Origin of the sequence: Rummeliibacillus sp. SL167, assembly GCF_007896505.1 — a bacterium.
GTDB classification, from domain to species: domain Bacteria; phylum Bacillota; class Bacilli; order Bacillales_A; family Planococcaceae; genus Rummeliibacillus; species Rummeliibacillus suwonensis.
The window spans coordinates 2273683-2289473 of record NZ_VCBM01000001.1; the positions used below are offsets into that span (position 1 = coordinate 2273683).

Below are 15791 nucleotides of genomic sequence, written 5' to 3' on the forward strand. Positions count from 1 at the left end.
CGTCAACTGTTATTTCTTTTTGGAGGAGCGTCAATTGGTGATAGTGGAGCTTGGGCGATTCTTTGAGAGGAGTTGATTCGTAGTAGTGGAGAGTCCGCCGGTTCTTTGGGGTGGATGGGTTGTAGCAGTGGAGGGGAGCGTCGATTCTTTGAGCTGAATGGGTTGTAGCAACAGGGGTTTGTCCATATATTGGTGAGAGTTGATCAACTGATAACGAGTTTGGTCAATTTATTGAGAGGATTTGAGCCAGTGAAGATTTGTTGATTCATAGGGTAGGCTAATCTGTAATGGTAGGGGTTGAGCCAATCCGTAGATAACGGAGTTTGGTCGCTTCATAAATGGGATTGATTCGTAGTAGCGGAATTTTACCAAATCATCAGTAGGAGCTGACCTGTAGTGAGGTTACTTATTAGTTGATGGGGAGAAATTTGTTTTGTAATCTGTAGTAATGCTTAATGAATGGATGGGGGTTTTATGGATAGAAAAAGGGTTGAGCCAGAACTAAACAGGCCTCTCCTAAAGCCAAATAATTGAACTTATGGAACTATAATAAAAAAATCCGAACTACTGTGAAATTCTGATTAGAATTTCGTTTCGTAGTTCGGATTTTTTATTAGCTGAAATACTTTTGTCCCAGTGTCATTTGAATTAGTTGTACATTTGAACGAGTGAACCGCTAATCCAGACTTTTTTGGTGGTGCCTGGTTTGTAGATTTGGTACCATACGTTTTTATTTTTATCTTTTTTTGTGACAAATTTGTTTCCTTTTTTCACCAATTTAACAGGTGTGTTTTTCTTGACGGATGCAACTTTTGTATATTTTGTATCAGCACCAGCTCTTAAGTTTGATCCATCACTTGTTGTGAATGCCAAGTTTTCGACTGCAATTTGATCACTGCGTACCCATGCTTGTTTGCCGCTATAACTAATTCGATACCAGCGAACCACTTTACCGCTTGCGTTTTTGAAATCGCGGACGTCCGTGTGATAAGCCTTTAGTGTGATAGATTTTCCTTTTTTATATATGCCATAGCGCGATGAATAGATATATGGCAAACTATAAACCGTTGCCCCTGCCGTGACATTAACTTTTGCCGTAATCGCTGATGGCATGGCACGATATTGTTCTGGCTGTGCCTTTGATGACGGAATGACGTTATCGTATTCCTTTGGTGCTGGGAATACTTTTGTACTTGCACTTTTTTTGCTGTAATAGGAACTGCTATATGGTTTCATTTGCTTCATCAGGTTGGCGATCTTTTCACTCCAGCCTTTATCCGTCGCATATTTGACGTTCATGCCTAGTAATGTTGGCCCGTTATAGTAAGCACCTGTTTTTGTTAGATAATCTCGATAAATCTTGTAGATATAGGCACTTAAGCCAGCTTTCCCTGTTGGAAAATATTTTGCGCATGTTAACGCACAGGTGTCATATGCTTGGTAGCCAAAATAGTTGTTTTTGTATTTTGCGATGGTCGAGCTGCCCCATCCCGTTTCTAGGATAGCATGTGCAAACATGAATTGTGCGTTGATGCCCGCTTCATTTTGCAATGTGATAAATGTTGGAGCTAATTTATAAAGGATGTTGTTTGGTAATTTTCCTTTACTTAATAAAAAGGTCTGCATTTCCTTCGCTGTCATATTAGACGTTTTTCGAAGGTTCAGTGCGATGTATGGATTTGTTTCGATATTTGTTGCTGAAATCCAAACTTTTTTGCCACTTAGTGTTCCTTGATACCAAGTTGCTGTCCCTATTTTTTCGGTACGGACTATTTGAAATGTTTTTGCGCGATAGTTACTTAATGTGTACTTTTTGTTTTTGGTGCCGCCCCATGGTATGTCATAAGCTGTTCCTGATCCCGATATGTATGCAGTGGATTTTTTCGTGTTGAGGAGCGTACGTTTATTGAGCTTTAGGTCGCCTGAAGCAACCCAACCTATTTCTTTAGAGCCTTGGTAAAGTTGGTAATACGTTGTTTTGCCGATTTTTGTTTTACTTTTTGCGTAATAGGCTCGCCCTGTGTAGGTTGTGTTCGCCAATTTAAATTTGTTTTTATCATCAGGACTTTTGTAGATTTTATCAACTTTGGATTTGATGTGCGCAATCTCGTTGATTTTTGTTTTGACAAAAGATGTTGATTCTTTTGCAGAGACTTGTCCATTTGTGATATAAATCGCTGCTAATAGGATTGAGAGAATCAAGCCTATACGTTGAATACTGGTTTTCATTTTTGGTCTCCCCTTCTTTCCGTCTATCCTTATAAGATTATTGTATAGGAATAATTCTTCCAGGTGAACGGGTATTTCAGACTAGTTCTGAAAAATTTTGAGAATTATACATAACTATTTTTGCCAAGAACGTTCTTTTTTAATATCCTTTTCTGAAAAAAATGCATTTTAGTGACGAATTATAGCTTTTTGAATGAATAGTTGGGGGATGGTTGTGGAGAGGCGGAAGGTGAGGAGGCGGAGAAAAAGTGAAGTAGGCGACTTAAATTATTTGATTCGTGGATACAATTTGTTTTTCCGTGGATGGGAGGGGGTATTTCGTGGATGGAGCCCTTTCTTTCGTGGATTGGGGGTCTTCTTCCGTGGATGGAAAGGCTCCCTCCGTGGATTGGATCTCTTCTTCCGTGGATGGAATCTCCTTTCCTTGGATTGGATCCTTTTTCCGTGGATGGTGCCCCTGCTTCCGTGGATGGAGCTCCTACTTCCGTGGATGGGGCCTCTCCTTCCGTGGATGGAATCTCTGCTTCCGTGGATGGAGCCTCTCCTTCCGTGGATGGAACCTCTACTTCCGTGGATGGAACCTCTGCTTCCGTGGATGGAACCTCTCCTTCCGTGGATGGAATCTCTACTTCCGTGGATGGGGCCTCTCCTTCCGTGGATGGAATCTCTGCTTCCGTGGATGGAACCTCTGCTTCCGTGGATGGAACCTCTACTTCCGTGGATGGAACCTCTGCTTCCGTGGATGGAATCTCTGCTTCCGTGAATGGAACCTCTACTTCCGTGGATGGAACCTCTGCTTCCGTGGATGGAACCTCTCCTTCCGTGGATGGGGCCTCTCCTTCCGTGGATGGAATCTCTGCTTCCGTGGATGGAACCTCTACTTCCGTGGATGGAACCTCTCCTTCCGTGGATTGGGCCTCTCCTTCCGTGGATTGGGCCTCTCCTTCCGTGGATGGAATCTCTGCTTCCGTGGATTGGAACTTGTTTCTCGTAAATAGGAATGTTGAATTTTTTCTAAACACATTTATTTGTCGAAAAATTTTCATAATTTCTATAAAAAATGAGCGAAATTAGATTTTGAATAATTTTTATAATATTTTTGCAGCATTGTTAAGTTAATTTAATTAAAATATTATCATTTTTGATTATTCATTATTAATTTCGGTTTTGCATAAAAATTGGCTCCTCTATATAATTCTATTTAAAAATAGAAGCGATGGAGGGGATTTCTTGATTGGTAAGGCTTTTTCTGAAACACATTACTTGGATGCACTAGATAGGATGATTCAACGGCTTTCGACATTAAATCCGAAGCGGGAAGCATTAATAGATGAGTATAACCATATTCAGGCAGGGGATTTTGGTGAGAAGGTCGTGATAGAAGTATTGGAACAGCTTCAACTTCCTTATCATTTTTATGTATTTCACAATCTTTCTTTATTGCTAGAAACGCGTGTCCAATTTGATATTTTGTTTTTGACTGCACATTATATTATCATTTTAGAGGTTAAAAATATTAAAGGGACTGTTGTATTAAGGCAAAATCCAAGCCAACTCGTCCGAACATTACCTAATGGAGAAGTTAATGTGTTTAACAGTCCGGAGCCCCAGCTAGAAGAATATATGTATCAACTCAAAAATTTCTTTTTGAATAAGGGATTGAACATCCCCGTATATGGCGCAATAGTTTTTCCTTTTACATCAAGTTTCATCGAGCAAAATTCTAACAAAACAACAATTCTGCGGAAAAATGAATTGAAATCTTTTATACGAAATATACCTGTAAATACTGAGTCTATAACTGACAATGATCTAGAATCTTGTAAAAACTATTTTTTGAGTCATCATAAAGATTTTGATCCATACCCATTAATTGATCGATATAATATTTTACGCAAAGATATACTAAATGGAGTTTTTTGCGAAAAGTGTGGAAAAATCGGCATGCAAAGGATTCCTCGTTATTGGGTATGTCCAAGTTGCAGCCATAAGAGTGCAGATGCTCATAAGAAGGCAATATATGATTATTTAAGAATAATTAATAATTCTATTACTAATACAGAATGTCGAGAATTTCTTGGCATCCGTAATCCAAATCAATCTTATAGAATGATACAAAATATGAACTTAATAAGGGTGGGGAAAAATAGATGTGCTAAATATATGCTTCATGATCGGTGATATGTTTTATGGGAATATTAGTAATATCAGTTAGATTAGATACGAGGAATGAGATGGTTGTAGAGAATGGAGAAAGTGAATAGAACGACTTAAGTTGTTGTGTTCGTGGATACAATTTGTTTTTCCGTGGATGGGAGGGATTCTTTCGTGGATTGGTGTGAGTCTTCTTCCGTGGATTGGCACCCTTCTTCCGTGGATAGAACCCTTTCTTCCGTGGATTGGGAGCCTTCTTCCGTGGATTGGCACCCTTCTTCCGTGGATTGGCACCCTTCTTCCGTGGATGGAGCCTCTCCTTCCGTGGATTGGGAGCCTTCTTCCGTGGATGGAGCCTTCTTCCGTGGATTGAACCTTCTTCCGTGGATTGGCACCCTTCTTCCGTGGATGGAGCCTCTCCTTCCGTGGATGGAACCTTCTTCCGTGGATAGAACCCTTTCTTCCGTGGATTGAGAGCCTTCTTCCGTGGATGGAGCCTCTCCTTCCGTGGATTGGGAGCCTTCTTCCGTGGATTGAACCTTCTTCCGTGGATTGGCACCCTTCTTCCGTGGATTGGGAGCCTTCTTCCGTGGATTGGCACCCTCCTTCCGTGGATTGGAATCCTTCTTCCGTGGATTGGAATCCTTCTTCCGTGGATTGGAATCCTTCTTCCGTGGATGGAGCCTCTCCTTCCGTGGATTGAACCTTCTTCCGTGGATTGGCACCCTCCTTCCGTGGATAGAACCCTTTCTTCCGTGGATTGGGAGCCTTCTTCCGTGGATTGGGAGCCTTCTTCCGTGGATAGAACCCTTTCTTCCGTGGATGGCACCCTTCTTCCATAGATTTTCAATAAATTAAAAGCAGATAAAAAACTACACCGCCAATTGTTAGATAGTGTCTAACAATTGGGGTGCAGTTTGCGACTGAGACTGTCTTTTTATCCTTTTATAGCAGTGGTTTTTGCATGTTTTCGGCAATGGTTTGTTCGATTAGTTTGCGCCATTGGTTGTAGTAGGTTTCTGGTGTGTATGATTCTTGGATTAGGTTAAAGGCGCTATCGCCCATTCGTTCGGCATCTGTTGGGTTTTCTAGTAGACGTTTGATGCGATCGGCTAGGGCTTCGATGTCACCGTTTGGTACGAGATAGCCCGTTTCGCCGTCTTTGATGACTTGGGCTGGACCGTAGTTGATTTCGTAGCTGACGACTGGCGTACGATTAGCGAACGATTCAAGCATCACTAGGCTGAATCCTTCTGCTGTGGATGTTACGAGTGAAACAGCTGATTTGGCGAATACTTCATCGGTTCGGTTCGTGTAGCCTTTTAGTTTTACACTGCGATTTATTTTTAATTTTTTAATCAGTTTTTTGAGCTCTTCTTCTTCTTCGCCTGCTCCATAGATTTCCAGTTTGGCGCCTGGCACATCGCGTGCTACTTCTAGGAAGGCTTCGATGGCCTGATCGATTCGTTTTTCTTTGGCGTAGCGAGCTACCATGGACACAAGGAGTGGATCTTTTTCAACTTTTACGACTGGTATATCTACACAGTTTGGGATGACGTGGATATTGCCACGATTACCGATTTCCTTGTGAAGGTCAAGTTGTTGCTGTTCCGTTAATACGACGACTGGATAACCTTGTGGAATAATATCTAAAATCGGCTGTACGGCTTTTCGATATGGGCTTCCAAGTGTATACGGTTTTTCGAAATGATTGGAATGGAGCATGAAAATTTTAAATGCTAAATCATCATCCATATTGATCACACGCTCTGCGGTTGCTGCTCCGTCAACGATGATTACAGGTTTTACGACTTCGGTTCGGCATAATTCTTCTAACCAGAACGTATGGAAGTCTCTACGGTTGGCAAAGTCCACTACTTTTTTATGTGTCGGCTCGAACAAATAGATATGTTGTTGTTTCCCCGTTTGGTGATTGAACCACATCGTTAAAAAACAAAATCCGTCCGGTGTGAAGTAGCGTTCTTGGTTTTTTTTGTTGTTTGCCGGATGATACAATGTTTCGCGAATTTTATAGCCTTGTGGATGATATTCTTCACGGCGAATACGAACACGGTTTTCATCGAAATAATCGATAAATTTCAGGATACCATCGTTGTCCCATTGTTTATATTTGATATAAGTTCCATTCCTGAAATAACGTGCAAAATAGTCTCCGTCTTGTACCCAGTAATCCTCTTCATATTTTTTGATATTTTGTGCGTATTGTTCTTTTTGTTCACTTGTAACCTCTTTTGAAGAAAATTGTTCACGGTAATAATCGTAGACGTTTATGATTTTGACATCTTGTTTTAGCTGACCTGTTGCGCGTAATTCTGCTTCAATTTCTGGGTAATTCATTTTAAAATCCATTGTTAGAAGGACTGAACGATAGTCTTGGTTTGAGAATAGTCCAGAACGGCGAAGCATGACTTTGTTGACGCCGCCTTTTTCAACATCCATGTCCCATGCAGTCATAAATATGGTTCTTTTCATTGGAAAATTCACATCCTTTTGCGATATGTAAATGGTAAATGAAGAGGCTAGGACAAGACCATTAAAAATGAAGAAACCGTATGAAATCAAATATTTTAACAAGCATGTTGATTATCCATTTTTCCTATAAAATATAGTGTATTCGCTGATTTCCGCTACGGCTTGCACGACTCATGCGGGCGAATGCTGGGGGCAACAGGATGTTGGTCACGGAGTCGTTGCCACAGGACGTGGCGCACTACAACTCCGTTCCTTAATCGCTACGCTGTGGGGTCTCATCTATTTGCTTTTCCCGCGGGAGTCGAGCAAGCCACCACTCCTATCTACATAAATGGAGATAAAATACATGTTTTTATAGAATTATGCTAAATTTGTTACCTATTTTTTCCTAATCAACACGCCTGATGTTTTAATACAGTTCTATCTTCAAGACTTGTGCTAAAATCGATTAGTTTTCAACTTATGTCCTAGCCGATCATTAATTATATGGTAAATATTCAGATTTTTTTATTCATCCGGATTATCCGGATTCATTATTTTGCTATGTTTTCGTCGGTCTGCTAATTGATCTCGGAATGCTTTTTGTTCCGCTGGAGGTAGTCTGTGATATTTTTTGATAAAAGCTGCGTAATTTCGCATCACAACATTTGTTGGGCCAAATTCTCTTAAATGCCCACCTTCAATCCAAGCGATTTTTGTGCAGAAACTACGTACTTGACTTAAGTTGTGACTGACGAAGAAAATCGTTTTACCGCGTTTTTTATATTCATTCATCTTCTCAAGTGACTTGTCCGCAAAGGTTTGATCCCCTACAGAAAGAGCTTCGTCGATGATGAGAATATCAGGATCTGCCGTCACACTGATAGCAAATCCTAATTTAGACTTCATACCACTTGAATATTTTTTCACAGGTTGGTAGATGAAGTCCCCTAGCTCTGAGAATTCGATGATTTCAGGCAACACTTTAGCGATCTTCTCTTTGCTATAGCCCATAAGCAAGCATTTAAATTCGATATTTTCAATGCCTGTTAGTTGATTGCTAAGACCGGCATTAATGGCGATGACGTTGACTTCCCCATTGACGATGACCTCGCCAGAAGTAGGAGGAATAATTCCACCGATAATATTCGAAAGCGTTGATTTTCCTGAGCCATTGATGCCAACAAGACCGACAACGTCCCCTTTTTCAACTGCAAATGAAATGTTCTCGATCGCATTGAAGCTACTCCCTTTTTTACCTGGGAAGATTAAATCACCTAGCTGTTCGCCCTTTGTTTTATACATACGATATGTTTTGGTTACATTTTTGATAATGACTGATTCCGCCATGTAAATTCTCTCCCATATTATTTTTAGATAAAGTCAGAGAAGCGATTTCTGAATTTGAAATGTGCTTTCGAGCCAATGAGTAATAGGACAAAGATAAGCGCCCAATTGTACAGTGTAAGTTCCCAATGGGACACGATATACCAATCATGAAATAGCAATGACGCACGATAGCCGTTCGCTAAATAATAAAACGGATTTAACATTAAAATTTGATGAATCCATTCTGCCATGTTTGTTGTACGATCCCAAAGAATCGGGGATAGGAAGAACATTGCCTGTAATAATGATTGGATCAGCATTTGAATATCACGAACTACAACCGTTAATGTTGATGTTAACAGTGTGATAGCAAATGCCAGAATATAACTCATCGCTAAGAAATAGATTAACTGTAAATAGTAAATACTTGGGGGATAACCTCCAATCCAGCAGACAATTATAATGGCACCAACTAGTACGAGATGCCCATAATATTTCCCCATAATGATGTAGCTAGGCAATACGGATAGTGGGAAGTTCATCTTGGCGACCATTGCGTATCTTTGATAAATAGCCTTGGAGCCATTTAAAATGGCTTTGTTGATGAAGAACCACATCGAAATCCCAGCGAGCATCCAGTAGACATAAGGAACCTTCTCAAGACCGTTTTCGCTTTCCATTACACCACGATCCATCGCAAAGCCGAAGACAAACCAGTACATTGCCATTTGAATTGCGGGATTGAGAATTTCCCACGCAAAGCCTAAATAGTTATTCTGATTGTCGATCCGTAACTGGAATTTTGCTAAGCGCATGATCAAATAAAATGAATTGAATTGTTCTTTTATAATTTTAATAAGTGCTCTCATTTCGTTTCTTTCCTCAATTCATATATTGAATTTGTTCTGAACTAGTAGTTTTGTGTTTTTTTATTAGTATAGCTAATTTGGTAACTTTTCATAACCTTTCTATTAGTTATGATCTTTTTGAAAGAAATAGTAAGATTTCTTTGGATTTAGCTCTATTGTTTTAGGTGAGTTTTTTCATTGATCTGTTTTCTAACGCCTTTTAACGCTTCTGAACGTTTCTTAACATAAAACGTTACTTTGCATTTTATGTTCCATATACTTTATTTTCGATAGGATATCGTTTCAAATGAAACTTTTTTAAGTAATTCGTTGGTACCTATAGAAAAACACTTCACATAGTATAACATATTAGTGGAAAATATTCCGAGCGTGTGATGAGAGTTTTTTAATAGTTACGAGAAATTGAATTTTGGGATAAAGCATAGATAATGGATCAGTAATGGAAATCTTAATATCGTAAAATTGATGTGATTCAAATGATTTTCTGGTTGTGAGTTGTTTTGGATTATTTGCTTTTTTATGCAAGTAGAGTATTGAGGTTTTTGGGCTGATTTTTTGTGAAAGAATCCTAAGTGCATTGGATATTTTATTTCTGAGGCTGAATGGTTGAGTTTTGGATGGATTTGATGGGATTTTAGTTGGATTTTAAGACTTAAATTTTTTCGTTCGTGGATACAATTCGTTTTTCCGTGGATGGAACTTCTTCTTTCGTGGATTGGGCTCCTTCTTCCGTGGATGGGGCTCCTTCTTCCGTGGATGGGGCTCCTTCTTCCGTGGATGGGGTCTCTTCTTCCGTGGATGGGGCTCCTTCTTCCGTGGATGGGGTCTCTTCTTCCGTGGATGGGGTTTCTTCTTCCGTGGATGGGGTCCCTTCTTCCGTAGATTGGACTCCTTCTTCCGTGGATGGGGTCCCTTCTTCCGTAGATTGGACTCCTTCTTCCGTGGATGGGGTCTCTTCTTCCGTGGATGGGACTCCTTCTTCCGTGGATGGGGTCCCTTCTTCCGTAGATTGGGCTCCTTCTTCCGTGGATGGGGTCTCTTCTTCCGTGGATGGGGCTCCTTCTTCCGTGGATGGGGTTTCTTCTTCCGTGGATGGGGTTTCTTCTTCCGTGGATAGCCCCACCTCTTCCACGGATAGATTTCTCATAGGAAAAGCCCACCAATCTTGGCGGGCTTTTAGGAATTATTTTCCGAACACTTGGTTTACGACACGTTCTGTTGCTTTACCGTCTTCCCAAACGCAGAATTTTTCGTTAAAGCGGTCGAATTGTTCTTGTGAATAGTGACCTTCTTTTAGGGCACGTCCAATTTCTTCAAATAGATCTGCTTCGTTTTGAACAATTTTACCTGGTGCATCCGCTTCGATGTCGATGTAGAAGCCACGGAGACGATCGCGATAATCTTCTAGATCGTACATATAGAAGATGATTGGACGATTTAAGATAGCATAGTCAAAGAATACGGATGAATAGTCTGTGATCAACAAATCACTGATTAAGTATAGGTCTGCTATATCATAGTAGTTTGAAACATCTTTGATGAAGTCACCGTATTGACTGAAATCAAAGTTTTCAGATACAAGATAGTGCATACGTGCCAGCAGTACGAAATCATCACCGTATTGATCTTTTAATTTTTGAATGTCAAATTGGAATTGGAATTTGTATTTTCCTCTTTGGAAGAATTGGTCATCACGCCATGTCGGTGCGTAAAGGACGATTTTCTTATCATCTGGAATATTGAGCGACTTGCGAATCTTTGCAATTTTCGCTGTATCTTCGTTTTGTAATGCGTCATTACGTGGATAGCCCGAATCAATCATTGTTCCATTGAAATGGAATGCTCGTGCAAGAATTTCATGTGTATATGGGTTAGGGGCTACTAAATAGCTCCAGTTTTTAGATTCAGCTTTGATATTCTTACGATATTTTTTTGTTTTTGTACCTGGCATATGCACTTCTTCGATGTCTGTTCCTAGCTTTTTAAGTGGTGTACCATGCCATGTTTGAAGATAGGTCGTATCCTTTGGTCGCGTCATCCATTTTGGATAGCGTACATTATTCACCCAATATTGAGCGCGTGGGAAAGTGAATAACCATTTTAATGTGAAACGTTTCATATAAGGAACGCCTAATTCTTGGAACAAAGGGATACTATCCTTAGCAACACTCCAAATAAGTTTGTATTCTGGATTATGTTCCTTCATATATTCATATATCGCGCGTGGATTATCGCTGTAGCGTTTTCCGTGAAAACTTTCGAAAATAACTAAGTTTTTTATACGCGGCGCTTTTCGACCTATAAATCGAAAGGCTTTACCAAAATACTTTCTAAATGTTTTATTTTTCAACATTATCTTTTCACTCTTTCATATGGTATTAAAAAGTTGCATCAAAATGAAAACCTCATTGATGGGGAGGAAGTATTATTATATGTAAAAATTTAATCTGCCAATTATCATAACATAGTTGATGACGTCCATCAATCCTTAAGAGACGGTAATAGCAACGTTTCAATTCGTATATATTGCCTTTTAAACGGTGATAAGCGGACATACTCATGTCATTTAAATGAAGATATTTTATTCCTCAAAGTTCCCTACAAGCAACCCATATAGCTTAGGTAGAGACCACTGAAAAAATCTATTGATCCCCCATATATAATGAAAATCAATTTTTTAAATCACCAAAACGAAAGAAGATTTTTATCAGCAAAATGGACATGCCATAGTTTTTCACTATCCTCGATTAGAACGGGGAGCAATTACCTGTATAAGGTTGTTTCGTTCAACTAACACTAATAATGGGTCGAAGAAAAACCTCACTGTGTGAAGTTTCGCTTATAATAAAGAATATATGCTACCAACTATCTATTTTGCCAGCCTAAAAAAAATGCTACTATACGATAGGTATAGTTTTTAGTAAACGAGGTGATCTCCAATGATTTTGAATGAATTCTACAAAAATTTCAAAGAAGTATTAGATGATCGTTCACAAAAAGAACAACATCGAAGAAATCAATTATATGCAAAGTTCTATGACACTTTGCCAATCGTGGATCATTCCATTTTATATGAAGTTCGAGATGGGCAAAGTATAACTGACTCTCCCTTTGCTCTTTTCAAATATATTTTAGAACACGATCAGGAGAAAAAATACCAACATATTTGGTCTATTCAATCTTCTGAAGAGCTAGAGAAAGCGATTTCTCCTTACCTTGCTATGTCAAATGTTACTTTTGTAGAGCGTGATAGTGAGGATTATTTAAAATGGCTTGCACAAGCACAGTATCTTTTGAATAACTCTACTTTTCAATCTTTCTTCGTTCCTCGCCCTGAACAAACATATATTAACACATGGCACGGAACCCCCTTAAAACATATGGGCTACGATATTCCCGGCAACCCAGCTGGAAGTCAAAACGTGATTCGTAATTTTTTGAATGCGGATTATATTATTAGTCCGAATGCTCATACAACAGAAATTTTTTCAAAAGCGTTCCGTTTAGAGGGCATTTATGAGGGGACCATTTTGGAAATGGGCTATCCTCGTAATGATTTGACCTTTCATTCAAATCGTCAGGCAATTGTGGAAACATTAAATCAACAAGGCCTCTCTGTTTCGCCTAACGAAAAAATTGTATTGTATTCTCCTACTTGGAAAGGGACAGATACAAAGAATGCTCAGGACAATATGAAGAAAATCATTGCAGAGATGAATTTTTTGGCTGAACAGCTTGGCCCTGAATATCATGTACTATTTAAAGTCCATCCATTTTTGTATACTATTGCGACAAACTATCCGGAAGCTCGCAGTCGGTTGATATCCGATCAAATGGATATGAATGAGTTGCTAAGTATCGTCGATATTTTAATCACCGATTATTCTAGTGTATTTTTTGATTATTTAGTAACGGATCGTCCTATTTTATTTTACGCATGGGATCAGGATCTGTATGCTCAGGATCGTGGGATGTATTTAAATGAGAAAGAATTGCCTGGCCCGATTTATGAGCATATCGATGAGGTAGCAAATGCGATTCTTCATATTGAAGATGTAAAAGCTTCTTATCAAAGTGTCTATCAAGCAGCCAAAAAAAGGTTTGTTGGTTATGATGATGGAAATGTTGCTGAACGTTTGTATCACCTAGTCTTTTGTAAGGAAAACGTTGACCATGTGAAGATCGTTCAGTTGAGAAATGATAAAGAGAAAATATTGATCTATCCAGGCGGCCTTTTAAATAATGGGATTACTAATAGTTTTATCAATCTAACCAATAATATCGATTATGATCGCTATGATGTCACTTGTTTTTTAGGTGCCTCTCATCACGAAGACATCCTTGATAATCAAAATCGGATTCATCCAAAAGTTCGTCTGCTTTTTAAACCGGGCATCCCTGTTTATAGGTTTCAGGAGGCTGTAGCAGACCGCTTGATTCGTTCACATGGATTAACATCAAAGCTAAAATCCCGTTATCCAGACAAAGCCTATCAACGTGAAATGCGCAGATTGACAGGCGGCGTACATTTTGACTACGCCATCGATTTTAGTGGTTATAGCTATTATTGGACAAAATTAGTATTGGCGGCGAATAGCGATCGAAAAATTTGTTTTTTGCATAGTGATATGGCAGCAGATCGAAAAAAAGTTATAGATGGGGTTCGCCCTCACTATCAAAATTTACTGACGATGTTCTCCGTTTATCATAAATTTGATAAGTTATTGGCGGTTTCAGAAGCAACGATGAAACTAAATATATCCAATTTGGGTAAATTCACAACGACCGAGCAATTTGGTTATTGTATGAATACGATTGATCCAAATCGGATTTTAAATCCTCCTAAGAAAACGGTTACCCAAAAGGATGAAACTTCCCAACTTATTTTGGTCAATAAAACCGGCAGATGGGACTCGTCCATTCAATCCGTTGCTATTTATCGTACTTTGGCTCAATTGAATGAGGGGAAACCTGCCACACCATATACTGTTCAAGCTGATGATCAGATTCACGTGTTTGCTTATAATCATTATCATGGTGAGGATTATTATAAAATAGCGATCAACGATATCTATGTAGGCTGGTGCAATGCTTCTTCTCTAAATATGACAGGTACTGATACTAGCGAGGAACAGGGTGAACAGATTTTATATGAGGATATGCATGCAATTGGTAGATTGGACAATGTTTCTCCTAAGTACTACTTATGGGATTTACCATTTGGCGCTCCTGATGCTCATAAGAAGTCTGATATTTCCTTGTTCAAAGATGTCATTGTCTATATTCCGAAAGTGGCTAAAACAAGTCGTTCCACTTATTATCTGATTGAAATTGACCAACAAGAAATTGGTTGGATTGACTATCGTGCCGTTACTTTAATGGACAACCTGACTTCAATGTTCACAAATCCTTTAACAAAACTTGCGGCAAATTCATATATTCAAGCAAATCACAAAAAACATCACGCCGCACTTAGAACCGTAAGTGAACTTGCTTCTTTAGAAGAAAATGTGAAGCAATATGGATATATTTTGAAAGATATTGAAGGCTATCAAATTTTGACGCATCCTCCTACGCATCCTGACAGCCGAGTGATCCGACATAAGAAGGATCTACGTGGAAAAGTGTTATTTGTACACAAAAGAAAAGTTTATAAAAAACGTACCTATTATTATGTAAAAAAGGGCTCGATCATTCAGGGATGGATCGATAGTCGTTGTATTCGACTAGTGCCAAACGATTATTCAGAATTTATCTCTGAAAAAGAAATGACGTATCCTGCAATTGTTGAAAGAGCAGCTATCGAAGTCTACAAGGAACTGCCTACTACTGCGGATAGTGGCGATTTTATCCTACCAGATGAACTGTATTTGAAACCATTAACTATCCAAAAAGAATTGCGTACAGGACATGGTTATTCTGTGTTGCTCTACGATGGCGATACTAAGATTGGCTGGGTGGATAAAGATGCTACCTCACCATATAACTGCTGGATCGATATTCATAACCATATTATTACGCTTGAAAATGATGATTCCTTTAAATTCGTAACAATGGGGCGCCTTTCTCCTGAGAAGGCACAAGATAAATTGATCAAAGCGTTTGCTCAGCTTCATGAGGAGTTCCCAAATACCAAGCTATACTTGCTCGGTGATGGTCAATTACGAAAACCTTTAGATACATTGGTTCAAAAGTTGAAATTAAGAGATTCTGTATTTTTAACAGGTCAACTTGATAATCCTTTCTCATTCATGAAGCAATGTGATGCTTTCGTTCTTTCTTCCAAGTATGAAGGACAGCCAATGGTGTTATTGGAAGCATTAACATTGAAGATGAAAATTGTAGCAACGGATATTGTGGCCAATCGTGCAGCCCTGGCAGATGGCGACTATGGCCTATTGACGGAAGATACTTCAGTTGAAAGCATCTATCAGGCAATGAAGAAAATCTATCTTGAACCTGATATAACCTTTAAAGAATTCGACTATCGTGCTTATAATCAAAATGCGATTAACCATTTTTATGAAGAAATCCGAGGATAACGGATGAAGGATATGCCTGTTCGAAAAGTCAGTTGGTTGGTTATTACTGATTTTTCGGATGGGCTTTTTTGGTGAGGTATTGTGGGGGTATTCGCTCCCTCTGGATGGTTATTCGCTCTCTCCGAGGGTTTATTCGCTTTCTCTGGGGATTTATTTGCTCTCTCTGGAGATTTATTCGCTCTCTCTGGAGATTTAT

The 15791-nt window shown here is 39.2% G+C and carries 11 protein-coding genes; 3 read left to right on the plus strand and 8 right to left on the minus strand.

What is annotated here, in order from left to right; all coding sequences use genetic code 11:
- Positions 1–648: 648 nt before the first annotated feature.
- The gene (locus FEZ13_RS10195; RefSeq protein ID WP_146552534.1) at positions 649–2229 is read right to left on the minus strand and encodes a glucosaminidase domain-containing protein; all 1581 of its coding nucleotides are present in this window, start codon (positions 2227–2229) and stop codon (positions 649–651) included.
- A gap of 179 nt (positions 2230–2408) precedes the next feature.
- The gene (locus FEZ13_RS10200; RefSeq protein WP_146552535.1) at positions 2409–3251 is read right to left on the minus strand and encodes a hypothetical protein; all 843 of its coding nucleotides are present in this window, start codon (positions 3249–3251) and stop codon (positions 2409–2411) included.
- Between the two features lie 208 nt (positions 3252–3459).
- Between FEZ13_RS10200 and FEZ13_RS10205 the strand changes: the two genes are divergently transcribed.
- Positions 3460–4410 carry a nuclease-related domain-containing protein gene (locus FEZ13_RS10205; RefSeq protein WP_146552536.1) on the plus strand — a complete coding sequence of 317 codons (951 nt, stop codon included), beginning with the start codon at positions 3460–3462 and terminating at the stop codon, positions 4408–4410.
- Positions 4411–4499: 89 nt separating this feature from the next.
- Here FEZ13_RS10205 and FEZ13_RS10210 read toward each other — a convergent pair whose 3' ends face one another.
- Positions 4500–5108: a hypothetical protein gene (locus tag FEZ13_RS10210; protein WP_146552537.1), complete on the minus strand. Its 609-nt coding sequence runs from the start codon at positions 5106–5108 to the stop codon at positions 4500–4502.
- A gap of 220 nt (positions 5109–5328) precedes the next feature.
- On the minus strand, positions 5329–6876 hold the full coding sequence (locus FEZ13_RS10215; protein WP_146552538.1) for a glycosyltransferase: 1548 nt from the start codon (positions 6874–6876) through the stop codon (positions 5329–5331).
- 136 nt (positions 6877–7012) lie between these two features.
- Here FEZ13_RS10215 and FEZ13_RS10220 point away from each other — a divergent pair, with 136 nt between their 5' ends.
- The gene (locus FEZ13_RS10220; protein WP_146552539.1) at positions 7013–7207 is read left to right on the plus strand and encodes a hypothetical protein; all 195 of its coding nucleotides are present in this window, start codon (positions 7013–7015) and stop codon (positions 7205–7207) included.
- A gap of 176 nt (positions 7208–7383) precedes the next feature.
- Here the strand turns inward: FEZ13_RS10220 and tagH are convergent, their stop codons facing one another.
- The 4 genes from tagH to FEZ13_RS10240 form a co-directional block, all read right to left on the minus strand.
- A complete protein-coding gene (gene tagH / locus FEZ13_RS10225) occupies positions 7384–8205 on the minus strand; it encodes a teichoic acids export ABC transporter ATP-binding subunit TagH (protein WP_146552540.1) in 822 nt (273 codons plus the stop codon).
- A gap of 23 nt (positions 8206–8228) precedes the next feature.
- Complete coding sequence (locus FEZ13_RS10230) at positions 8229–9053, minus strand: ABC transporter permease (RefSeq protein WP_146552541.1); 825 nt, start codon at positions 9051–9053, stop codon at positions 8229–8231.
- 652 nt (positions 9054–9705) lie between these two features.
- Positions 9706–10200 (minus strand): hypothetical protein, encoded by a 495-nt coding sequence (locus FEZ13_RS10235; protein WP_146552542.1) that lies wholly within the window; start codon positions 10198–10200, stop codon positions 9706–9708.
- Positions 10201–10236: 36 nt separating this feature from the next.
- Entirely contained in the window at positions 10237–11406 is a 1170-nt protein-coding gene (locus tag FEZ13_RS10240) for a CDP-glycerol glycerophosphotransferase family protein (protein WP_146552543.1), read from the minus strand.
- Between the two features lie 586 nt (positions 11407–11992).
- Here FEZ13_RS10240 and FEZ13_RS10245 point away from each other — a divergent pair.
- The gene (locus FEZ13_RS10245) at positions 11993–15595 is read left to right on the plus strand and encodes a CDP-glycerol glycerophosphotransferase family protein (protein WP_146552544.1); all 3603 of its coding nucleotides are present in this window, start codon (positions 11993–11995) and stop codon (positions 15593–15595) included.
- Positions 15596–15791 lie beyond the last annotated feature (196 nt).

Excerpts from the sequence above, each read along its gene's own strand:
- FEZ13_RS10240 (WP_146552543.1), bottom strand. The coding sequence starts at position 11,406 with ATGTTGAAAAATAAAACATTTAGAAAGTATTTTGGTAAAGCCTTTCGA.
- FEZ13_RS10245 (WP_146552544.1), top strand. The coding sequence starts at position 11,993 with ATGATTTTGAATGAATTCTACAAAAATTTCAAAGAAGTATTAGATGAT.
- FEZ13_RS10230 (WP_146552541.1), bottom strand. The coding sequence starts at position 9,053 with ATGAGAGCACTTATTAAAATTATAAAAGAACAATTCAATTCATTTTAT.
- FEZ13_RS10235 (WP_146552542.1), bottom strand. The coding sequence starts at position 10,200 with ATGAGAAATCTATCCGTGGAAGAGGTGGGGCTATCCACGGAAGAAGAA.
- FEZ13_RS10215 (WP_146552538.1), bottom strand. The coding sequence starts at position 6,876 with ATGAAAAGAACCATATTTATGACTGCATGGGACATGGATGTTGAAAAA.
- FEZ13_RS10195 (WP_146552534.1), bottom strand. The coding sequence starts at position 2,229 with ATGAAAACCAGTATTCAACGTATAGGCTTGATTCTCTCAATCCTATTA.
- tagH (WP_146552540.1), bottom strand. The coding sequence starts at position 8,205 with ATGGCGGAATCAGTCATTATCAAAAATGTAACCAAAACATATCGTATG.